This is a genomic window from Allochromatium vinosum DSM 180 (assembly GCF_000025485.1).
Classification (GTDB): Bacteria; Pseudomonadota; Gammaproteobacteria; order Chromatiales; family Chromatiaceae; genus Thermochromatium; species Thermochromatium vinosum.
In genome coordinates, this window is sequence record NC_013851.1 from 1318397 (window position 1) to 1337710 (window position 19314).

Here is a 19314-nt window from a genome sequence, read left to right on the forward strand (position 1 = left end):
GGGGGAGGATGTCAATCATCCCGGTCAGGAACCAACGCAGGCATCCATGTTGCGCGGACTGGCGGCAAGCAAGAGCAGGATCGCGCCGTAGTGACTCGTGCTGCCCGCCAGCACGAAGAGATGCCAGACACCATGACACGCGGGGTACCAGTGGTCGAGGACGTAGAAGAGGATCCCCGCCGTATAGAAAAGGCCGCCCACGAGTAGCCAGTGGAAGACATCCGGAGGCAAGGCGGCGAGCACCGGCGGGAGGGCGAATACGCACAGCCATCCCATCAGTAGATAGATGAGTACGGGGATGATGCGTGGTCCCTGACGCGAGAGCGCGTCGAAGACGATCCCGAAGAGCGCCAGCCCCCAGATGGTCCCGAACATCGCCCAGCCCAAGGTGCCCTTGAGTCCGACGAGCGTGAAGGGCGTATAGGTTCCGGCGATCAGCAGATAGATGGCCTGATGGTCCAGCACCCGGAAGATCTGTTTCGATCGGCCGCTCAGGCTGTGATAGAGGGTGGAGATCAGAAAGAGCAGAAAGAGCGTGAAGACGTAGATGCCGGTGCTCACGATCGCCCGGCCATCGCCCGTCTGCACGGCCAGCCTGACCAGCACGAGGCCGCCGACAAGGGCCAGAGCGGCGCCGATCAAGTGACTCGTACTATTGAAGCGTTCGGTTGGCTGCATATCGGCCTCCATCGACGTCTTGGTGCCGCCCGTTCCTTTCAGGCATCCAGAGGTCGTTCCAGAACCACGCGGAAGGCGATATCCGCCCGACGAGTCGGGGGGGCGATCCGCTGCCACAGATCGTACAGCGGATGGTGGTCATGCAAGCCGGGGCGGAGACTGGCGAACGCGAGCATGTCGCCCAGTACGTCCAGGCTTCCGTTCATATAGGCCTCGCAGATGCGCAGTTCGTCGAGTCGGCGCAGAGCGTTCAACCCCTTTCGATCCTTCACCAAGACCCTGACGGCCGGTTCATCATCGCCGGCAGGGCCAAAGCGATAGAGGCGACCACCCCACAACCGAATCTCCAGGGGGATGTTGAACCGGTCGCCGAATACATGGGTCTGAATCCGCTGATACAGTCTGTCTCGGGTCAATGCCTGAGAAGCCACAGTCGTCTTATTCATCGCGCCTGCCTCCCGATAACCGGGCCGCCCGCTGTCAGTCGCCAACGCCGGCAGACCACCGTCAAATATACCGATCGTGCGTCCACCAATTAAGGATAGTTTGAAGGAAACCGTCGGCACCTTCTGTACGGTATCGCACAGAGAGACAAGGCATCGGTCTATGTGCGCTACCGAACGGAAGGAATCTATTTAATCCGCCTACCCTGTTCAGCGTCACTCGGATATTCACGCGCGTTTCCGATGAGACAGACCGGCGCGACAGCCACCCGTATCGGCCCTGAAACCCTTGTCACGCCATCGATTCCAACACCACTGGAAGGAAAGGCCTATGAACCATCCACGAAAACTGCTGAAGCCCATCCTCGCCGTCGCGGCGGCCTTATCGCTGCTCGTCATTGGCGCACAGGTATTCGCCGCGACGGCGGAAGATCTGGATCGAGACGCCGCGCAGGCGTTGCAGCTCCTGTACAACAGCAATCCGGCGGCCAAGACGATCGGCCAGAACGCGACGGCGATTCTGATGTTTCCAAACGTGGTCAAGGCCGGGCTGGTCTTCGGCGGTAGCTATGGCGAGGGTGTTCTGAGGAAGGGTAACAAACTCGTCGGCTATTACAATTCCGTGTCCGCCTCCTGGGGCTGGCAGGCCGGTGCCCAGTCCTATAGCTATGTCGTCTTTCTCATGAACAACAAAGCCATGAGTTATCTCGACAAGTCGGAAGGATGGGAAATCGGTGTCGGGCCAACCGTCGTCGTCGTGGATGAGGGCCTGGCCAGGAATCTGTCATCGTCGACACTGAAGGACGATGCCTATGCCTTCATTTTCGACCAGAAGGGACTCATGGCCAGTCTCAGTATCGAAGGGACGAAGATCACGCCGATCAAGCGTTGATCTGAAAGGGTACGGTATCGCACGGATGAAGAATGCCTCCGCTTATGTGCGAGACCGTACCGACGGTGTTTGGCAACAGGTCCAGTATGCCGCCTGGGCGATGGGAACAGTCGTTCCGCGCTCAAGGCAGAATCAATTCACTGATCAGGAGCCTCTCATGAACAAAGATCAAGTCAAAGGCCGCTACGAAGAAGCGAAGGGCAAGGTCAAGGAAGTCGCCGGCAAGGCGGTCGGCAATGAATCGCTGGAGATCAAGGGCAAGACTCAAAAAGATGCCGGTAAGGTTCGGGCGGGTGTCGGCGATCTGAAAGAAGAGGTCAAGGACGCCGGCTGATCCATCGGGTCGCGGATCTGCGCTGATAGCTTGGGCAAGTCGGCTGCCGTATGGCAGCCACTTGTCCCAAGCTGTTCGACCCCTTCGATCACTTCAACGGAAGTGCCGTTATGACTATTTCACTGGGCACCGTTCTACTCGTCCTTCTCATCCTGTTGCTGTTGGGCGCGCTTCCAACCTGGCCACATAGTCGTGGCTGGGGTTATGCGCCAAGCGGCGTGATCGGAACCATTCTGATCATTGTGTTGGTTCTCTTCCTGCTTGGCCGCTTGTAACAATTTCAGACCTTCAGGCGGTTTATGAACGATCTCCGCTGAAACACCGCCATCGGTTCAGAGGCCAACTGAATCAACCATCCATAACACCGTCAAGGGAAACATTCTCATGAATCATGATCGCATTCGCAATGGGATTTCTGGAATCACCGCTGCCGGTCTGATCCTCGGCGCATCGCTCACGGGAATCAACACGGCGTCGGCCGGTTCCGATGATGGCTGGTATCCGGATCCCGCTCAGCGTGTCGAGCGATACATCGAGCGGATGGACAAGGATCTCGATCTGACCGAGGCGCAGCAAACGGAGATTCGCAAGATCATGGCCGCTGAACAGGCCCGGCGCGCTCAGCAGCGTGTCGAGACCAGCAAACAGATCGATGCCGTGCTGACTGACGTACAGCGGGCCAAACGCGAGGACATGATCCAGAAGCGCATGAAACGCGATCTGGACCGGATGACCGACCGGCTCGATCTCACCGATGACCAGGTGACCAAGATCAAGGATTTGTTTGATAAACAGCGGGCGAATCCGGAATTGACACGGACTCAACTGCGTGAGGGCATCGAAGCGATCCTGACCGATGAGCAGCGGGCGAACATCAGGGATCGCATGGATTCCGACGACGATTGACAAAGATCGCGGCCGACGCGGTTTCGTCGCGTTCCGGGCGTTCTGCGTCGGCTGAGGTTCTCATTCATCAAAAACCAGGTGGATGCGGCGATGACACAACCAACCACGACCGGCTTTACTGACGACGCGGCTCACCGTCGACGTTTCTGGTCTGCCCATGCGGGCACGGTCTCCCGGATGATCCGGACTCGTGCAAAGGTCGTTCCACGCCTCGGCAGGTCCGGGACAGAGCCGGACGTGAATTGGTCGGAGCAGGCGTTGCGCCTATTGGGCCTGTGTGAGGAATATCAGAGCAGTGCGATCGGCATGGACCATCTGCGCGCGGCGATCCGCCGTGAGCCATACCTGGGGACCATCCTGCAGGCGTCATTGATCGAGATGCGGTATGCTCATCAGTCACTGCGACAAGAGGTTTTGGGTTTTCTGGAAGCATTGGCCGCACACGTCGGGGATGCCGCGTCTGATCTCGATGGCACCCGATAAGCCGCTTATCCACCATCAAAAAGACAGGAGTGTCGATGACCAACCGGATGGATGACTGGAACCACGACGACCCGGAGCCGCCGACGAGCGATCTGCGCCGACGGGCCGAGTCACGACTCGCGACCGAGGAGCCTCTGCCGGGGGACGATGTGCCCGAGCCGGCCAAACGACTGATCCACGAACTGCGCGTGCATCAGATCGAGCTGGAGCTGCAGAACGAGGAGTTGCGCTGCACCCAGGAGGCGCTGGAGCGTTCGCGAACGCGCTATTTCGACCTCTACGACCTGGCTCCGGTCGGGTATCTGACTCTGAACGAGGCGGGACTGATCCAGGAGGTCAACCTCGCCGCCGCCAGACTCCTGGACGACTCGCGTGAGGCCCTGATCGACACGCCACTGACCCAGGTCATCGTCCCCGACGATCAGGACATCTATTACCACTTCCGCCACCAGCTCGGGTCCGCCGGCGAGCCACAGTCCTGCGAACTGCGCCTGCGGCGCGCCGAGGCGCGTCCGGTCTGGGTCCGGCTGGAGGCCGGCCTTGTCCCCGCGACGGCGAGTGACACACCACCCTACCGGATCGTCCTGATCGACATCGATGCACGCAAACGCAGCGAGCAGGAACTCAGCGAGGCCCAATCGCGGCTGCATCTGGTGGCTGAAATCGGCGAATTGACCTTCTGGGAATGGGATCCCAATACCGAAGAGGTGTTCTTTGCCCCCGAATGGTGGCGGCAGACCGGCTATGCCCTGGGCGAATTGCCGTTGCGGCTCAAGGAATGGGCCAGATTACTGCACCCCGAGGATCGGGAGCGGATCCTCGACCATCTGAGCCGCTTCGTCGAGACACCGAAGACGCTCAGCGAGATCCAATACCGACTGCGCTGCAAGGATGGGGGCTATCGCTGGTTCATGGCCCGCCTGACGGCGCTTCCGACGGCGGACGGTCCGCTGGAGCGTGTGCTGCTGGTGCACCAGGATGTCACTCAGAGCAAGCTATCCGCCGATCAGGCGGTCCATCTGGCGCAGCACGACCACCTGACCGGCCTGCCCAGCCGGGCCTTGCTCGATCAGCTGGCCAATCACATGCTGGCGAGCGCGCGGCGCTCCGGTGGCGGACTGGCCGTCCTGTTTTGCGACCTGGACCGCTTCAAGGCGGTCAACGACACCCATGGCCATCTGGTGGGCGACCACCTGTTGCGAGCGGTCGCGCGTCGGCTGCGAGCGGCTTTTCGCGAGGAGGATCTGGTCGCCCGGCTCGGCGGCGATGAGTTCATCGTCGTCCTGGCGAACATCGGGGACGCCGCCGACGCCGCGCTCGCGGCGCGCAACGCCATCGAGGTGCTGACGCCGGCGTACCGGCTCGATGGACTGGAACTGCACTGTCTCTCCAGCATCGGCATCAGCCTGTTCCCACAGGACGGCCAGACCATCGAGGAACTGATCCGGCGCGCGGATCTCGCCCTCTATCAAGCCAAGCGGATCAGCCCTGGTGGCTATCACTTCTCGACCGAGGACTCAACTCGGGGAGCAGGCGGTAGAATTCTTTCCGCACCACCTCGTAGCACTCGCACACCCGAGCCTCCAGACCCGGCCGGTCCACCACGGTGATGTGCCCCCGGCTGTAGCGGATCAAGCCGGCGCTCTGCAATTTTCCGGCCGCCTCGGTCACGCCCTCACGCCGCACCCCCAGCATGTTGGCGATCAGCTCCTGGGTCATGTGCAGCTCGTTGGCGGGCAGGCGGTCGAGACTGAGCAGCAGCCAGCGGCAGAGCTGCTGGTCCACCGTGTGATGGCGATTGCAGACGGCGGTCTGCGACATCTGGGCCAGCAGCGCCATCGTGTAGCGCAGCAGCAGCGGTTGCAGGGTGCCGCAGCGACGCCCCCCGGAGCGTGCGCATTCCTGTTTGAGCGCGCGACCCTTCAGGCGATAGGCCTGACCGGCGCTCTGCACCACGGCCCGATTCGGCACGGCGCCGCCCCCCATGAAGAGGGCGATGCCGACGATGCCTTCGTTGCCCACCACGGCGATCTCAGCCGAGGCGCCATTCTCCATGACGTACAGCAGCGAGACGATGGCGTTGGTGGGGAAATAGACATGGTTCAGTTCCACGCCGGGCTCGTACAGCGCCATTCCGAGGGGTAGCGGGACCAGTTCCAGCTCCGTGCTCAGACGCTCGAATTCAGCGTCACGCAGGGCGGCGAGCAATTGGTTCTGTCGCGGGTTCGGGGGCGGCGGGTTGGGCCTGATGGGCATACGTTGTCTCCAAGACGGACCGGCCGGAGTCGGACCCCGCAGACTTCAGCCGTGGCGACAGCGCGCTGTCGAGACGGCTTTCGTCCGCTGGCGTACAGAGCCAGTGTAGTCGTTTCGGCAACGATTCGCCCAGCAGTCGGCCAGCGTCCGTCAGGTCGCGACAGGCTCGGACACGACCCTGGTGATCGCGGTGCTCAACGACCGAGGAGCCGGTCATACATGGTCTCCGCCCTCCCGTAACAGCCGCAGGCGGCGGCTTTCAAACCCATGCGGTCGAGCACGGTGATCTCCCCACGACGATAGTGAATCAGCTTGCGCTCCTGCAGTGCGGTCGCCGCCTTGGTGATCCCGACACGACGCACCCCCAGCAGTAGGGCCAGACCTTCGTGCGTGACATGGAAGCGGTCGCCGTGTATCCGATCCTGGGTCATCAACAGCCAGCGGGCGAGGCGCGCCTCCACCAAGTGGAAGCGGGTGCAGACGACCAGCAGATCGCCCTGGTTCATCAGCACTTCGAGATAGCGGTCGAGCAGCGTGTGAAGGGCGTCGCTCCGGAGCAGCGCCTCGCCGAATTGCTCGCGGCTCATCCGCCACGCCGGCCCCGCCGCCTGCACGACGGTGTGCAGCAGCGTCACCTCGACCCCCAGGATGAGCGGCGTCCCGATCATGCCTTCATTCCCGACCAGACGAACCTCGAGTCCGGCGTGATCGGCGGGCGGGGTCATCAGGGACAGCACGCTGTCCGTGGGGAAATAGACCTCACGCAGCCGATCGCCCGGTTCGCTGATCACCGTACCCCGGAGCAGTTGGACGGAATCGCCATTGGCCTCGATCAGCCGCCGGTCCTGATCGGGCAGCGCGGCCAGGAGACGATTGACCGTCGGGACGGTGTTCTTCGCGGATTCAGATGGCACGCGCATGTTCCTCGGTAACCCGGTGTGTGGCGAAGAACGGACGGAACAGGCCGACCGCGATGGATGATGAATACGCGAAGTCACCGCTCCGGTCTGTGCGCCGGCAAACATAGCGCACACAGTCGATGCGGGCATGACCGCGCATGGCGCGCCCAAAACGCTTTTCTATGTGTGCTAGCGAACAGACGCCCGTCAGGGCCGGGACTACCCTGGCACATACCTCCCATGCTTCCGAAAGGAGAAACGCCATGCCGCTCATTACATTAGTCATCACACTGGTCGTCGTTGGATTGATCCTGTGGTTGGTCAACAACTACATCCCCATGGACGGAAAAATCAAAAGGATATTGAATGTTGTCGTCGTGATTGCTGTGATCCTCTGGCTGCTTTCGGTCTTTGGACTCATGCCTTCACTGACCGGCATGCGGGTCGGTTAATCGCTTGGCAAACGCTGATTTTCGATTTGAGAGGACATGAAAATGAATGCCATCAAGATTACCGCGATCGCCTTTATCATTGCCGGCGGACTGGGCTTGGCGTATGGCGGTTTCAATTATACGAAAGCGTCTCAGCAAGCCAATTTAGGGCCGCTCGAACTCACGGTGACTGACCGCCAGTGGGTCGGTATCCCAGTGTGGGCCGGTTTGGCGGCCATCGCACTCGGCGCACTGCTGCTGGCCGTGCCCAGGAAGGGCTAAGTGTTGCCGCGCTGCCGGGAACCATCACGCCCTCCTCTGTAAGGGCCAAGGAGACTGCCATGAATGCTGATACATCGTCGAAAATGGAGGTTCTGACCCGGAAATTGACCCAGGTCGCCGCCTACTATCATCCCAGTACCTGGAAGGCCAAAGGAATCTGGTGGACTGGCGGACTGTTTCTGACCACCTATCTGATTTTCATCGTCATCCTGAGCCTCTATTGGTCGCGCTCACCCGGACTCTATGATGTGCACGAACAGGCGCTGTCTCTGGTCGGTCACGATGAAACCAAACTGGTGACCGGAATGGCCACCACGGCCACGGCCATCCGCATTGGCGAGACCCTGCTCGACAAACCAGGCGGCTATCTGAGCAACGATATCAGCCCGCCCGGCAGGCTCCTAGACAACATTCCAAACTGGGAATTCGGTGCACTGACTGCATGGCGCGATCTGACAAACGCTATGCGCAACGACTTCAGTCGCGCCCAGTCCCAGTCGGTCGAAAACAAAGATCTGGAGATCGCGCAACCCCAGTCCAACTATCAATCGGACTCCTGGATTCTGCCCTCCACCGAATCGGAATACCGCCGCGGCATCGACGCGCTCTACCGTTACAACCAGGGACTCTCAGACGCGGGCACCGTGCATGCCCAGTTCTTTGCCCGTGCCGACAATCTGACCACCTATCTCGAAGTGGTCGAGAAACGCCTCGGAAGTCTGGCGCAGCGTCTGTCTTATGCCGTCGGTCAGATCCGTCTCGATACCGCTTTGGCCGGTGATCCGAACGCCCGCCAGTCGACGCCGGCTCCCGCCCAGACACAGACCAAGACGCCCTGGATCAAGATCGACGACATCTTTTTCGAGGCACGCGGCTATACCTGGGCCTTGCTGCACATTCTGCAGGCGATGGAGATCGATTTCGCTCCCGTGCTCAAGGACAAGAATGCCGAGGTCTCGTTGCAACAGATCACCCGTGAACTGAAAAACACCCAGAACTTCATCTGGAGTCCGTTGATTCTCAACGGCACCGGATACGGGCCGATTTCGAATCACTCACTGGTGAGTGCCTCCTATATCTCACGGGTCAATGCCGCGATCACCGATTTGCGCAGCCTGTTACAGAAGGGCTGAACCGGGGCGCCCCCCCAGGACAGCGCGAGCATGAATCAACGAATCCAATCCAGAGGACATCGATATGAGGATCATGCAGCAGGCGGTTTTGATGGCCATGGGACTGACCCTGACAGCCGGAATTCAGGCGCTGGCCGGTGCGCAGACGCAATATGAGGTGCCGACACGACTGATACCCGCCGGTGACGCGGTGATGCAGATGGCCGAAACATCGAAGGAATGGGCCATTCGCCCAGCCGAAGAGGTGAATCCGCTGATGCAATCCACAGATACGACCATTAGCCCGAACGTGCCGCCATTGGACACGCGCTCATCGGAAATCAAAAATGATGGCGGCATTCGTTATGTCTCGGGCGGTGTAGGTGAAAGCGAGCGCCGCGAACTCGATGCCTTGGCCAGTGAATTCAATCTGCATCTGATGTTCGCGACCCAGGGTAGCGGTGAGTATCTCTCGGCGGTGCAGGTAAAAATTCTGGACACGCATGATACCCCGCTGCTGACGGTTCTCTCGAAAGGCCCCTGGTTCTACGCGCAACTCCCGCGCGGCCGCTATACCGTGGAAGTCATCCCCACCGGCCATCGAGGTGAAGGCCAGACTCAGCGCAAAGCGGTGAATATCGATGGCTCCGGTCGGTCCAGGCTGGATTTCTACTGGACCAAATAGTGTTGTATTCCGGCAATCCGCCTGGTGAATGACCCATAACAGGAGAACGTCATGTCGAAGTCAAGAGATGAATATATCGCCGCCATGAAGAAACAGCTCGACGAATGGAGCGAGCATATCGCTGACCTGGAGAAAAAGGGACATAAAATCAAGGAGGATGCCAGAGTGGAGTATGAAGAGCATCTCGCCGCGCTGCATACCAGGCGTGCGGAAGGCGAGAAGAAGCTGGCGGAGATGCGTGCGGCCACCGAGAGCACCTGGGAACAGGTCAAGCTGGAAACGGACAATGTCTGGGAGGCTTTCAAGGATTCGTATCAGGCGTTCACGGCCCATTTCAAATAGCCGACGTGCAGGCCAAACGGCCTGACGGCAGACCGCACGTCCCGAATACCTCTCCGGACATCGGGTCCGGAGAGGGTCTCGTTTCGAGAGGGAGTCTCCGCATTTGAACATCCGCACTCCGGCGATACCTGAGATCCTGGTCAATCTGCTGGGACGACTCCCCGGTCGCCGCCGGACCAGTCCATCCATCGATAGCGAGTCGCCGTTGCGACTGGAGTTGTTCAGCGCGGCCCAGATGGAGCAGCACGGCCAGGTGCTCGCGGCCTCGCACGTCCTGATGCGCGGGCATCCGCCGGATCGCCTCGTGGCACGTCTGAACGCCAACGAAAAGATCCTGACCGAGGTCTGCCGGCGGCTCATGGCGGCCGTGACCGAGAGCCGCCGGATCGCCCCGGCCGGGGAATGGCTGCTCGACAACTTCTATCTGATCGAGGAGCAGATCCGCACCGCCCGGCGGCACCTGCCCAAGGGCTACAGCCGCGAGCTGCCGCGTCTGCGCGATGGCCCCTCGGCGGCCCTGCCGCGCGTGTATGACCTGGCGCTGGAGGTCATCGCACACGGCGATGGCCGGGTCGATCCCGAGAACATCCGCCGCTTCGTCGCGGCCTATCAGCGCGTGACCGTGCTGCGGCTCGGCGAGCTCTGGGCGTTTCCGATCATGCTGCGACTGGCGCTGATCGAGAATCTCCGCCGCGTGGCGGTCCGCCTCGCCGCCGGTCGGGTCGACCAGGATCTGGCCGATGGCTGGGCCGATCGGATGCTGGCGATGGCCGAGAGCGATCCTAAGAATCTGATCCTGGTGATCGCGGACATGGCGCGCTCGAATCCGCCGCTGTCGGGCGCCTTCGTCGCCGAGCTGGCGCGCCGGCTTCAGGGGCAGAGTGCCGCGCTGGCGCTGCCGCTGACCTGGATCGAACAGCAGCTCGCCGAGTCGGCGCTGACGATCGAGCACCTGGTGCACGTCGAGATCCAGCAGCAGGCCGCCGATCAGGTGTCGATCAGCAACAGCATCGGCAGTCTCAGATTTCTCGGGGCCATGGACTGGCGCGCGTTCGTCGAGACCATGAGCCTGGTCGAGTGTACCCTGAACGATGATCCGGGCGGACTCTATGCCCGCATGGATTTCGCCACCCGTGATCGCTATCGGCATGTGGTCGAGACCATCGCCAAGCACAGCCGATTGTCCGAAACCGAGGTCGCGCGTGAGGCGATCGGATTGGCGCAGTCCGGTGCGGCCTCACGCGAAGCGGATGGGCGCGCGGCGCATGTCGGCTATTACCTGATCGATCGTGGACGGCCCCAGCTCGAACAGCGGGTGGGCGCGCGGTTTTATGGCCTGGAATCACTGAAACGGCTGGGCCTCCGCTCGCCGCTGGTGCTCTATCTCGGCGGGATCGTTTTACTCACGGCCGGCTTTTCCTGGGGGCTGCTGGCGCAGGCCGACGGGCTTCCGGGCTGGCTGCTGCCGCCACTTGCGATCCTGGCGATGCTCGGCACCAGTCAACTGGCGGTCGCGCTGGTGAACTGGCTGGCCAGCCTGCTGGCCACGCCCTATCCGCTGCCGCGTCTGGACTGCTCCACCTGCATTCCGCCGGAGGCCCGCACCCTGGTCGTCGTACCGACCATGCTCGGCAGTGCGCGCGGGATCGAGACCCTGATCGAAGCGCTGGAAGTGCGCTTCCTGGCCAATCGCGATGCCTGTCTGCACTTTGGTCTGCTGACCGATTTCCGTGATGCGCCCACGCCGACGCTGCCGGGCGATGCGGAACTGATGCAGTCGGCGGCGCAGGGCATCGCGGTGCTGAATGCCAAATACCCCTGTCCGGACGGCGAGACCTTCTTCCTGTTCCATCGCCCGCGTCGCTGGAATCCGGGCGAAGGGCTCTGGATGGGCTATGAGCGCAAGCGCGGCAAGCTGATGGATCTCAATGCCCTGCTGCGCGGTGTCGATGACGTCTCGGGATCGAATCCCACAGACCCCGAGGAACCGGCGACGCACTCCAGTGCACGCTTCTCGCTGATCGTCGGTGATACCCGTATCCTCACGAACGTGCGCTATGTCATTACGCTGGATACCGATACCCAGCTTCCGCGCGACGCGGCCCACGAGCTGGTCGGCGCGATGGAGCACCCGCTGAACCGGGCGCACTTCGACCCGAAACTCGGGCGCGTCAGCGAGGGCTACGGCATCCTGCAACCACGGGTGGCGGTGAGCCTTCCCGGTGCGAACCGCTCCCGCTTCGCTCGCCTGCACGGGCAGGACGCGGGCATCGATCCTTATACCCGAGCCGTTTCGGATCTCTATCAGGACTGGTTCCAGGAAGGCTCCTTCATCGGCAAGGGCATCTATGCGGTCGCCGCCTTCGAGCAGGCGCTCGACGATCTCTTTCCCGAGAACCGCATCCTCAGTCACGATCTGCTGGAGGGCTGCTATGCGCGCTCGGGGCTGATCTCGGACGTGCAACTCTACGAGGACTATCCGCTCTGCTACAGCGCGGATGTGAGCCGCCGCCATCGCTGGATTCGCGGCGACTGGCAGATCGCGCAGTGGCTGCTGCCGCGTGTCCCCGGCCGTGACGGTCGGCCGCGCCGCAATCCGCTCTCGATCCTGTCGCGCTGGAAGCTGGCCGACAATCTGCGCCGCAGTCTGGTGCCGGCGGCGCTGACCGCGCTGCTGGTGCTGGGTCTGGTGCTGTTGCCCGAGCCGGGCCTCTGGACGCTGGCGGTGCTGAGTATCCTGCTGGTTCCGTCGCTGCTCACCGCGATTCTGAGCGCACTGCGCAAGCCCGGCGATCTGCGCTGGACGGCTCATCTGCGGGCGGCGATCCAGGATGCCGGCCGGCGGTTGACGCAGGCACTGTTCACGCTGGCCTGTCTGCCCTATGAAGCCTACTTCAGTCTGGATGCCGTGATCCGTACCCTGTGGCGCATGGGCGTCAGTCGGCGCGGCCTGCTCGAATGGGCGTCCTCGGGCGATCTGGAGCGCCACGACCAGCGATTGACCGATGTCTATCGCCTCATGTGGATCGCGCCGGCGCTCGCCCTGATCACGGGCGCGGTTCTGGCGGCACGCGAACCGAGTGCGCTCCTGGTCGCAGCGCCGATCCTCCTGCCCTGGCTGGCCGCGCCGCTCATCGCCTGGTGGATGAGCCGACCGCTGGTGCGGCGCGAGGCCCGGCTGACGACAGAGCAAACGCGGTTTCTCCGCACGGTCGCGCGCAAGACCTGGGCCTTCTTCGAGACCTTCGTCGGGCCGGACGATCACTGGCTGCCGCCGGACAATGTCCAGGAGCATCCGGTGGCCGTGGTGGCGCATCGCACCTCGCCGACCAACATGGGACTCTCGCTGCTGGCGAATCTGACCGCCTATGACTTCGGCTATCTGTCCACGGGCAGACTGCTCGCACGCACGGCGGCCGCGCTGCACACCATGGAGGGACTGGCGCGCCATCGCGGTCATTTCTTCAACTGGTACGACACCCGCTCGCTGGCGCCGCTGGCGCCGCACTACATCTCGTCGGTGGACAGCGGCAACCTCGCCGGTCATCTGCTGACCCTGGAACCTGGTCTGCGCGCGCTGATCGACGCCCCGATCCTCAATCCGCGCTGGCTGGAAGGCCTTGAGGATACCGTGCAGGTTCTGGAGGAAGCGGTCGCGGCCGGTTCCGAGTCCGAGCGTCGAGGCGTGGCGCCCGCCGCGCTCGAAGATGTCCGGAAGATGCTGAACTCCGCACTCCAGTCGCCGCCGATCAGTCTGAACGCCGCACGCGACTGTCTCGGAGCGCTGACGATCCGGGCCGAGACCGCCGCGCTTGAACCGCCGGCACCAGCTGAAGCCGAGGAGGCGCTGACAGCCTGGATGCCGCGTCTGGCGTACCAATGCCGTGCGCTGCTGGATGATCTGCTGGTGCTCGCGCCCCGGTCCACGGACACGCCGGCCGGTCTGTCACTGACACTGCGTCAAGTGGCTGAGCTGGAGACGGACGCCGGCGAGCAACCCGCACGCGAGCGGATCGCCCTGATCGAGCGACTGGCGCGCACCGCCGCCGATCTGGCCCTGATGGACTACGACTTCCTGTTCGACGAAGCGCAGTCGCTGCTGGCCATCGGCTACAACGTCGCCGAGCGACGGCGCGATGCGAGCTATTACGATCTGCTGGCCTCCGAGGCACGTCTGGCCTGTTTCGTCGCCATCGCGCAGGGCCGGCTGCCGCAGGAGAGCTGGTTCGCCCTCGGGCGTCTGCTGACCCGCGCCGCCGGTGAGGCCACGCTCCTGTCCTGGAGCGGCTCGATGTTCGAGTATCTGATGCCGCTGCTGGTGATGCCGACCTATGACAATACCCTGCTCGACCGGACCTATCGCACCGCCGTGGCGCGACAGATCGTCTACGGCAAGGAGCGCGGTGTGCCCTGGGGTGTCTCGGAATCCGGCTACAACGGCTTCGACGCCCAGCTCAACTATCAGTACCGCGCCTTCGGCGTGCCGGGGCTGGGACTCAAACGCTGGCTGGCCGAGGATCTGGTCGTTGCTCCCTATGCTTCGGCGCTGGCGCTCATGGTGGCGCCCGAGGACGCCTGTCTGAATCTCCAGCGACTCGCCGCCGACGGGCTGGCGGGGCCGTTCGGTTTCTACGAAGCCATCGACTACACCCCGTCGCGGCTGCCGCGCGGCCAGACGAGCGCCGTGATCCGCTCCTTCATGGCCCATCACCAGGGCATGACCCTGCTGTCGCTGGCCTATCAGTTGCTCGACCGTCCGATGCAGCGGCGCTTCGCCTCGGCCCCCTCGTTCCAGGCCACGGCCCTGCTGCTCCAGGAGCGCATTCCCAAGACCACCGCTTTCTTCTCGGACACCCACGGCGAGATCACCAGCGAACGTGCGAGCGAAAGCCCGCTGGAGTCGCCGATCCGCGTCCTCGACAGTCCCAACACCCCGCATCCCGAGGTGCAGTTGCTGTCGAACGGCCGCTATCACGTCATGGTGACGAACGCCGGCGGCGGCTACAGCCGCTGGAAGGATCTCGCCGTCACCCGCTGGCGCGAAGACAGCACCCGCGATCACTGGGGCAGCTTCTGCTATCTGCGCGATCTGGAGAGCGGCGCCCTCTGGTCGAGCGCCTACCAGCCGACGCTGACCATGCCGGAGCATTTCGAGGCGATCTTCTCCGAGGGGCGCGCCGAGTTCCGCCGCCGCGATCACGAGACCGAGTCCTATACCGAGATCGTCGTCTCGCCCGAGGACGATCTGGAACTGCGACGGTTGCGCCTGACCAACCGCTCCCGCCGCCGGCGAGTGATCGAAGTCACCAGCTACACCGAGGTTGTCCTGGCCCCGCCGATGGCCGACACCCTGCATCCGGCCTTCAGCAATCTGTTCATGCAGACCGAGATCCTGCATCCGCGATCGGCGATCCTGTGCAACCGGCGTCCGCGCTCAAGCGGCGAGGCGACGCCCTGGATGTTTCATCTGATGGTGGTGCGCGGCGGGCATGACGGCACCGTGGAACCGGCTTCGGAGCCGGAACCGATGGATTCCGCGGCACTCGAACCCTCCTACGAAACGGATCGGATGCAGTTCATCGGACGCGATCGGACGCCGGCATCCCCCCAGGCGCTCGATGAAGCCGGGGCACTCTCGGGCCGCGCCGGTTCGGTGCTGGATCCCATGGTGGCAATCCGGCATCGCCTGATCCTGGAGCCGGATCAGACCGCGACCCTCGACCTCATCTACGGCATCGGCGAGACCCGCGAACAGGCGCTGGATCTGGTCGAGAAGTACCAGGACGAGCGCCTCGCCAATCGCGTCTTCGATCTCGCCTGGACCCACAGCCAGGTGGTGCTGCGCCAGCTCAATGCGACCCCGGCCGACGCGCAGCTCTACGGACGGCTGGCCGGCTCGATCCTCTATACCAACGCCTCACTGCGCGCCGAACCCGGCGTGCTGGCGCAGAATCGTCGCGGTCAGTCCGGTCTCTGGAGTCATGCGGTGTCGGGCGATGTGCCCATCGTGCTCTGTCAGATCGCCGACCGCGCCAACATCGGTCTGGTGCATCAGCTCGTCCAGGCCCATGCCTACTGGCGGCTCAAGGGACTCACCGTGGATCTGGTGATCTGGAACGAGGATCGCGCCGGTTATCGCCAGCAGCTCCAGGAACAGATCCTGGGTCTGATCGCCGCCGGTGTCGAAGCGCATGTGGTCGACCATCCGGGCGGCATCTTCATCCGCCCGGCCGATCAGATCTCGGACGAGGATCGCATCCTGTTCCAGACCGTGGCGCGTGCCATCCTCTGCGACAGCCAGGGGACGCTGGCCGAGCAGTTGGGTCGGCGCGTTCCGCGACCGACGCGGATGCCGCTCCTGAAGCTCGCCGGCAGCCGACCACGGGAGACCGAGCACGCCGAGCCGTTAAACCCGGCGCCAGCCTTCGACAATGGTCTGGGCGGCTTTTCCGCCGACGGGCGCGAGTACGTCATCACCATCACGCCCGGTCAAACGACACCCGCGCCCTGGGTGAACGTCCTGGCCAATCCCCGTTTCGGCACGGTCGTCTCGGCCGGCGGCGGAGCCTACACCTGGAGCGAGAACGCCCACGGCTTCCGGCTCACGCCCTGGCACAACGACCCGGTGAGCGATGTCCACGGCGAAGCCTTCTATCTGCGCGACGAGGTCAGCGGTCAGGTCTGGTCTCCGACGCCGCTGCCCAGCGCCGGCACCACGCCCTATGTCAGCCGGCACGGCTTCGGTTACAGCGTCTTCGAGCACGGCGAAGCCGGTATCGAGTCCGAGCTATGGACCTATGTCGCCCTGGATGAGCCGCTCAAGTACTGGGTGCTGAAGCTGCACAATCGCTCGGATCGACCGCGCCGACTGTCGGCGACCGGCTATGTCGAGTGGGTGCTCGGGGATCTGCGCCCCAAGTCGGCGCTGCATGTCATCACCGAGATCGATCCGGCCAGCGGTGCGCTCTTTGCTCGCAATCCCTACAACAGCGAGTTCGCCGACCGGTTGGCCTTCTTCGACGTGGACGACCCGGCCCGCACCTTTACCGGCGACCGTAGCGAATTCATCGGGCGCAACGGCACCCTGAGCCGGCCGGCCGCCCTGACGCGCACGCGACTGTCCGGACGGGTCGGACCGGCGCTGGATGCCTGCGGCGCGCTTCAGGTCCAGGTCGAGCTGGCGCCCGGTCAGGCGCACGAGATCGTGTTCCGGCTCGGCGTGGTGGGTCGACGCGGTGCCGATGACGCCAGCCATCTGGTGCATCGTCATCGGGGCGCGGCGGCGGCGCGGGCGGCCCTGACGGCGGTGCAGGAGTACTGGGCGCAGACCCTGGGCGTGGTGCAGGTCGAGACCCCGGACCCGGCGCTCGATCTGCTCGCCAACGGCTGGCTGCTGTACCAGACCCTGGCCTGCCGCTTCTGGGCGCGCAGCGGCGACTATCAGTCGGGCGGCGCCTTCGGTTTCCGCGATCAATTGCAGGACGCGATGGCGCTCGTCTATGCCGAGCCGGGGCGGATGCGGGAGCACCTGCTGTTGTGCGCGGGTCGCCAGTTCCGCGAAGGCGATGTCCAGCACTGGTGGCATCCGCCCTCGGGTCGCGGGGTTCGCACACGCTGCTCGGACGACTATCTCTGGCTACCGCTGGCGATCTGCCGCTATGTCCAGGCCACCGGCGACACCGGGGTGCTCGACGAGATGATCCCGTTCCTGGATGGTCGTCTGGTCGAGGGCGAGGACGATGGTTACTACGACCTTCCGGGCCAGAGCGACGAGTCGGCAAGCCTCTACGAGCACGGCGTGCGCGCCATCCGGCATGGTCTGCGGATGGGCGAACGCGGTCTGCCGCTGATCGGCTCGGGCGACTGGAACGACGGCATGAATCTGGTCGGCATCAAGGGCCGGGGCGAGAGCATCTGGCTCGGCTTCTTCCTCTATGAGGTGCTGAAGCGTTTCGCCGAGCTGGCGGTGCTGCGCGATGATGCGCCATGTGCGGAACAGTGCGAACAGGAAGCGGAGCGGTTACGCCGGAGTCTCGAACAGCACGGCTGGGACGGCGACTGGTACCGGCGCGCCTATTTCGACGACGGCACGCCGCTGGGATCGGCGACCAGTCCCGAGTGCCGGATCGACTCCATCGCCCAGAGCTGGTCGGTGCTGTCGGGGGCCGCCGATCCGGCGCGGGCACGCCAGGCCATGGAGGCGCTGGATACGCATCTGGTGCGCCGCGAGGCCGGGCTGATCCAGCTCCTGGACCCACCCTTCGATCAGTCGGCGCTCGAACCCGGCTATATCAAGGGCTATGTCCCCGGCGTGCGCGAGAACGGCGGGCAATACACCCATGCCGCGATCTGGGCGACCATGGCCTTTGCCCGACTGGGCGACCGGACGCGCGCCTGGGAGCTGTTCGACCTGATCAACCCGATCAACCATGGCCGTTCGCCCGAGGGCATCGCGACCTACAAAGTCGAACCCTATGTGGTTGCGGCGGACGTCTATGGCGTCGCGCCGCATGTCGGGCGCGGCGGCTGGACCTGGTACACCGGCTCGGCGGGCTGGATGTATCGACTGATCCTCGAATCCCTGCTCGGGCTGCGACTGGAGGCCGACCGGCTCTCCATCGCGCCCTGTCTGCCGGCGCATTGGGACGGGTTCAAACTGAGCTATCGCTATCGCGAGACGCGCTACGACATCGTCGTCAGGCCGGGGTCAGGGTTGACTCTGGACGGCGTTCGGCAGACTGATCTGTCGATCCCTCTGGTCGACGACCGCTTGCCGCATAGCGTCGAGGTGCGCTTCGACGGTGACCGGATGCATCGATCGTGACCCGAGTGAACCGCACAAGCCGATCGGGAGATCGCTGCCGCAGTTCGGATCATCCAACGCTTGCAATCGGAGAGGCCGATGACGACTCAGACCTATCCCCCGGGTGTTTCCACCTGGATAGCCCGGATCCTGGCCGGTATCGAACTGGTTGGACTCGGCGTCATCGCCGTGGCGACCGTACTGGCCGGTGCGTTGGAAATTGCTGGCATGGTCGCCGGGCATACCGTGACCCTGGCCGATCTGCTTCTGCTCTTCATCTACCTGGAGGTGCTGAGTATGGTGGCCCTCTATCTTGAGTACGGTGCCCTGCCGGTTCGTGTGCCACTCTATATCGCCATGGTGGCGCTCGCACGGCATCTGATCCTCGACACGGATGCCCCTTCGGGCTGGCTCAGCGTCGCCACCTCGACGGCCATATTGGTTCTCGCGGGGGCGATCCTGCTCATCCGCTACGGGCATGTCCGCTTTCCCTACCAAAATCCTCGCGAAAAATAGTCGACCCAAGCGTCGACGGTGGCCGAAGGCCACAAAAATAATATGCCTTTGTTACGCCTGTCTCCGCTCAGCGCCTAGCCCTGTTACGCCCGCGCTCGCTAACCTGTCCAGCCTTGGTCAACAATGCTGAGTGAGGTCATCGTGTACTCCATCCTGCTCGTCATCGTGCTGGCGTTGCTGGTGTATCTGTCGGTCGCCCTGTTGCGGCCCGAGCGGTTCTAGCCATGAGCATCGTCAGCGCTCTCATCCTTC

At 63.5% G+C, this 19314-nt stretch carries 17 protein-coding genes and 1 pseudogene; 13 read left to right on the plus strand and 5 right to left on the minus strand.

What is annotated here, in order from left to right; genetic code table 11:
- Nucleotides 1-24: 24 nt before the first annotated feature.
- Together trhA and ALVIN_RS05650 are read right to left on the minus strand one after the other, a co-directional pair.
- Nucleotides 25-678, minus strand: coding sequence for a PAQR family membrane homeostasis protein TrhA (trhA, locus tag ALVIN_RS05645; protein ID WP_012970355.1), 654 nt, complete (start codon nucleotides 676-678; stop codon nucleotides 25-27).
- A gap of 38 nt (nucleotides 679-716) precedes the next feature.
- Nucleotides 717-1124 (minus strand): DUF7884 domain-containing protein, encoded by a 408-nt coding sequence (locus ALVIN_RS05650; protein WP_043795538.1) that lies wholly within the window; start codon nucleotides 1122-1124, stop codon nucleotides 717-719.
- Nucleotides 1125-1452: 328 nt separating this feature from the next.
- On the opposite strand from ALVIN_RS05650, the gene ALVIN_RS05655 reads away from it, so the two are divergent.
- The 3 genes from ALVIN_RS05655 to ALVIN_RS16995 all read left to right on the plus strand — a co-directional run bounded on the left by ALVIN_RS05655 (nucleotide 1453) and on the right by ALVIN_RS16995 (nucleotide 2622).
- Nucleotides 1453-2013: a lipid-binding SYLF domain-containing protein gene (locus ALVIN_RS05655; RefSeq protein ID WP_012970357.1), complete on the plus strand. Its 561-nt coding sequence runs from the start codon at nucleotides 1453-1455 to the stop codon at nucleotides 2011-2013.
- A gap of 157 nt (nucleotides 2014-2170) precedes the next feature.
- Complete coding sequence (locus ALVIN_RS05660) at nucleotides 2171-2347, plus strand: CsbD family protein (protein WP_012970358.1); 177 nt, start codon at nucleotides 2171-2173, stop codon at nucleotides 2345-2347.
- A gap of 110 nt (nucleotides 2348-2457) precedes the next feature.
- Nucleotides 2458-2622, plus strand: a complete 165-nt coding sequence (locus tag ALVIN_RS16995) for a DUF3309 family protein (protein WP_407637051.1) — start codon at nucleotides 2458-2460, stop codon at nucleotides 2620-2622.
- A 73-nt stretch (nucleotides 2623-2695) separates the two neighbouring features.
- On the opposite strand, the gene ALVIN_RS17790 is transcribed toward ALVIN_RS16995, so the two are convergent.
- Nucleotides 2696-3256, minus strand: coding sequence for a hypothetical protein (locus ALVIN_RS17790; RefSeq protein WP_190275524.1), 561 nt, complete (start codon nucleotides 3254-3256; stop codon nucleotides 2696-2698).
- A gap of 87 nt (nucleotides 3257-3343) precedes the next feature.
- Here ALVIN_RS17790 and ALVIN_RS05675 point away from each other — a divergent pair, with 87 nt between their 5' ends.
- Nucleotides 3344-3736, plus strand: coding sequence for a hypothetical protein (locus ALVIN_RS05675; protein ID WP_012970360.1), 393 nt, complete (start codon nucleotides 3344-3346; stop codon nucleotides 3734-3736).
- 47 nt (nucleotides 3737-3783) lie between these two features.
- Nucleotides 3784-5208, plus strand: a pseudogene (locus ALVIN_RS05680) (diguanylate cyclase domain-containing protein); the annotation flags it as partial.
- Nucleotides 5209-5218: 10 nt separating this feature from the next.
- On the opposite strand, the gene ALVIN_RS17955 reads toward ALVIN_RS05680, so the two are convergent.
- Nucleotides 5219-5992: a Crp/Fnr family transcriptional regulator gene (locus tag ALVIN_RS17955; protein ID WP_012970362.1), complete on the minus strand. Its 774-nt coding sequence runs from the start codon at nucleotides 5990-5992 to the stop codon at nucleotides 5219-5221.
- Between the two features lie 194 nt (nucleotides 5993-6186).
- Entirely contained in the window at nucleotides 6187-6906 is a 720-nt protein-coding gene (locus ALVIN_RS05690; RefSeq protein ID WP_012970363.1) for a Crp/Fnr family transcriptional regulator, read from the minus strand.
- Nucleotides 6907-7154: 248 nt separating this feature from the next.
- Here ALVIN_RS05690 and ALVIN_RS05695 point away from each other — a divergent pair, with 248 nt between their 5' ends.
- From ALVIN_RS05695 to kdpF, 8 genes are all read left to right on the plus strand, one after another.
- Entirely contained in the window at nucleotides 7155-7343 is a 189-nt protein-coding gene (locus ALVIN_RS05695; protein WP_012970364.1) for a Thivi_2564 family membrane protein, read from the plus strand.
- Nucleotides 7344-7385: 42 nt separating this feature from the next.
- A complete protein-coding gene (locus ALVIN_RS05700; RefSeq protein ID WP_012970365.1) occupies nucleotides 7386-7604 on the plus strand; it encodes a hypothetical protein in 219 nt (72 codons plus the stop codon).
- A 59-nt stretch (nucleotides 7605-7663) separates the two neighbouring features.
- The gene (locus tag ALVIN_RS05705) at nucleotides 7664-8737 is read left to right on the plus strand and encodes a DUF2333 family protein (protein ID WP_012970366.1); all 1074 of its coding nucleotides are present in this window, start codon (nucleotides 7664-7666) and stop codon (nucleotides 8735-8737) included.
- A gap of 73 nt (nucleotides 8738-8810) precedes the next feature.
- On the plus strand, nucleotides 8811-9401 hold the full coding sequence (locus tag ALVIN_RS05710; RefSeq protein WP_223295271.1) for a carboxypeptidase regulatory-like domain-containing protein: 591 nt from the start codon (nucleotides 8811-8813) through the stop codon (nucleotides 9399-9401).
- Nucleotides 9402-9452: 51 nt separating this feature from the next.
- Nucleotides 9453-9743 (plus strand): sll1863 family stress response protein, encoded by a 291-nt coding sequence (locus ALVIN_RS05715; RefSeq protein WP_012970368.1) that lies wholly within the window; start codon nucleotides 9453-9455, stop codon nucleotides 9741-9743.
- A gap of 235 nt (nucleotides 9744-9978) precedes the next feature.
- Nucleotides 9979-18567 carry a glycoside hydrolase family 94 protein gene (locus ALVIN_RS05720; RefSeq protein ID WP_148217571.1) on the plus strand — a complete coding sequence of 2863 codons (8589 nt, stop codon included), beginning with the start codon at nucleotides 9979-9981 and terminating at the stop codon, nucleotides 18565-18567.
- Nucleotides 18568-18645: 78 nt separating this feature from the next.
- Nucleotides 18646-19062, plus strand: a complete 417-nt coding sequence (locus ALVIN_RS05725) for a phosphate-starvation-inducible protein PsiE (RefSeq protein ID WP_012970370.1) — start codon at nucleotides 18646-18648, stop codon at nucleotides 19060-19062.
- Between the two features lie 123 nt (nucleotides 19063-19185).
- Nucleotides 19186-19284 carry a K(+)-transporting ATPase subunit F gene (gene kdpF, locus ALVIN_RS17005; RefSeq protein WP_012970371.1) on the plus strand — a complete coding sequence of 33 codons (99 nt, stop codon included), beginning with the start codon at nucleotides 19186-19188 and terminating at the stop codon, nucleotides 19282-19284.
- Nucleotides 19285-19314: the final 30 nt, after the last annotated feature.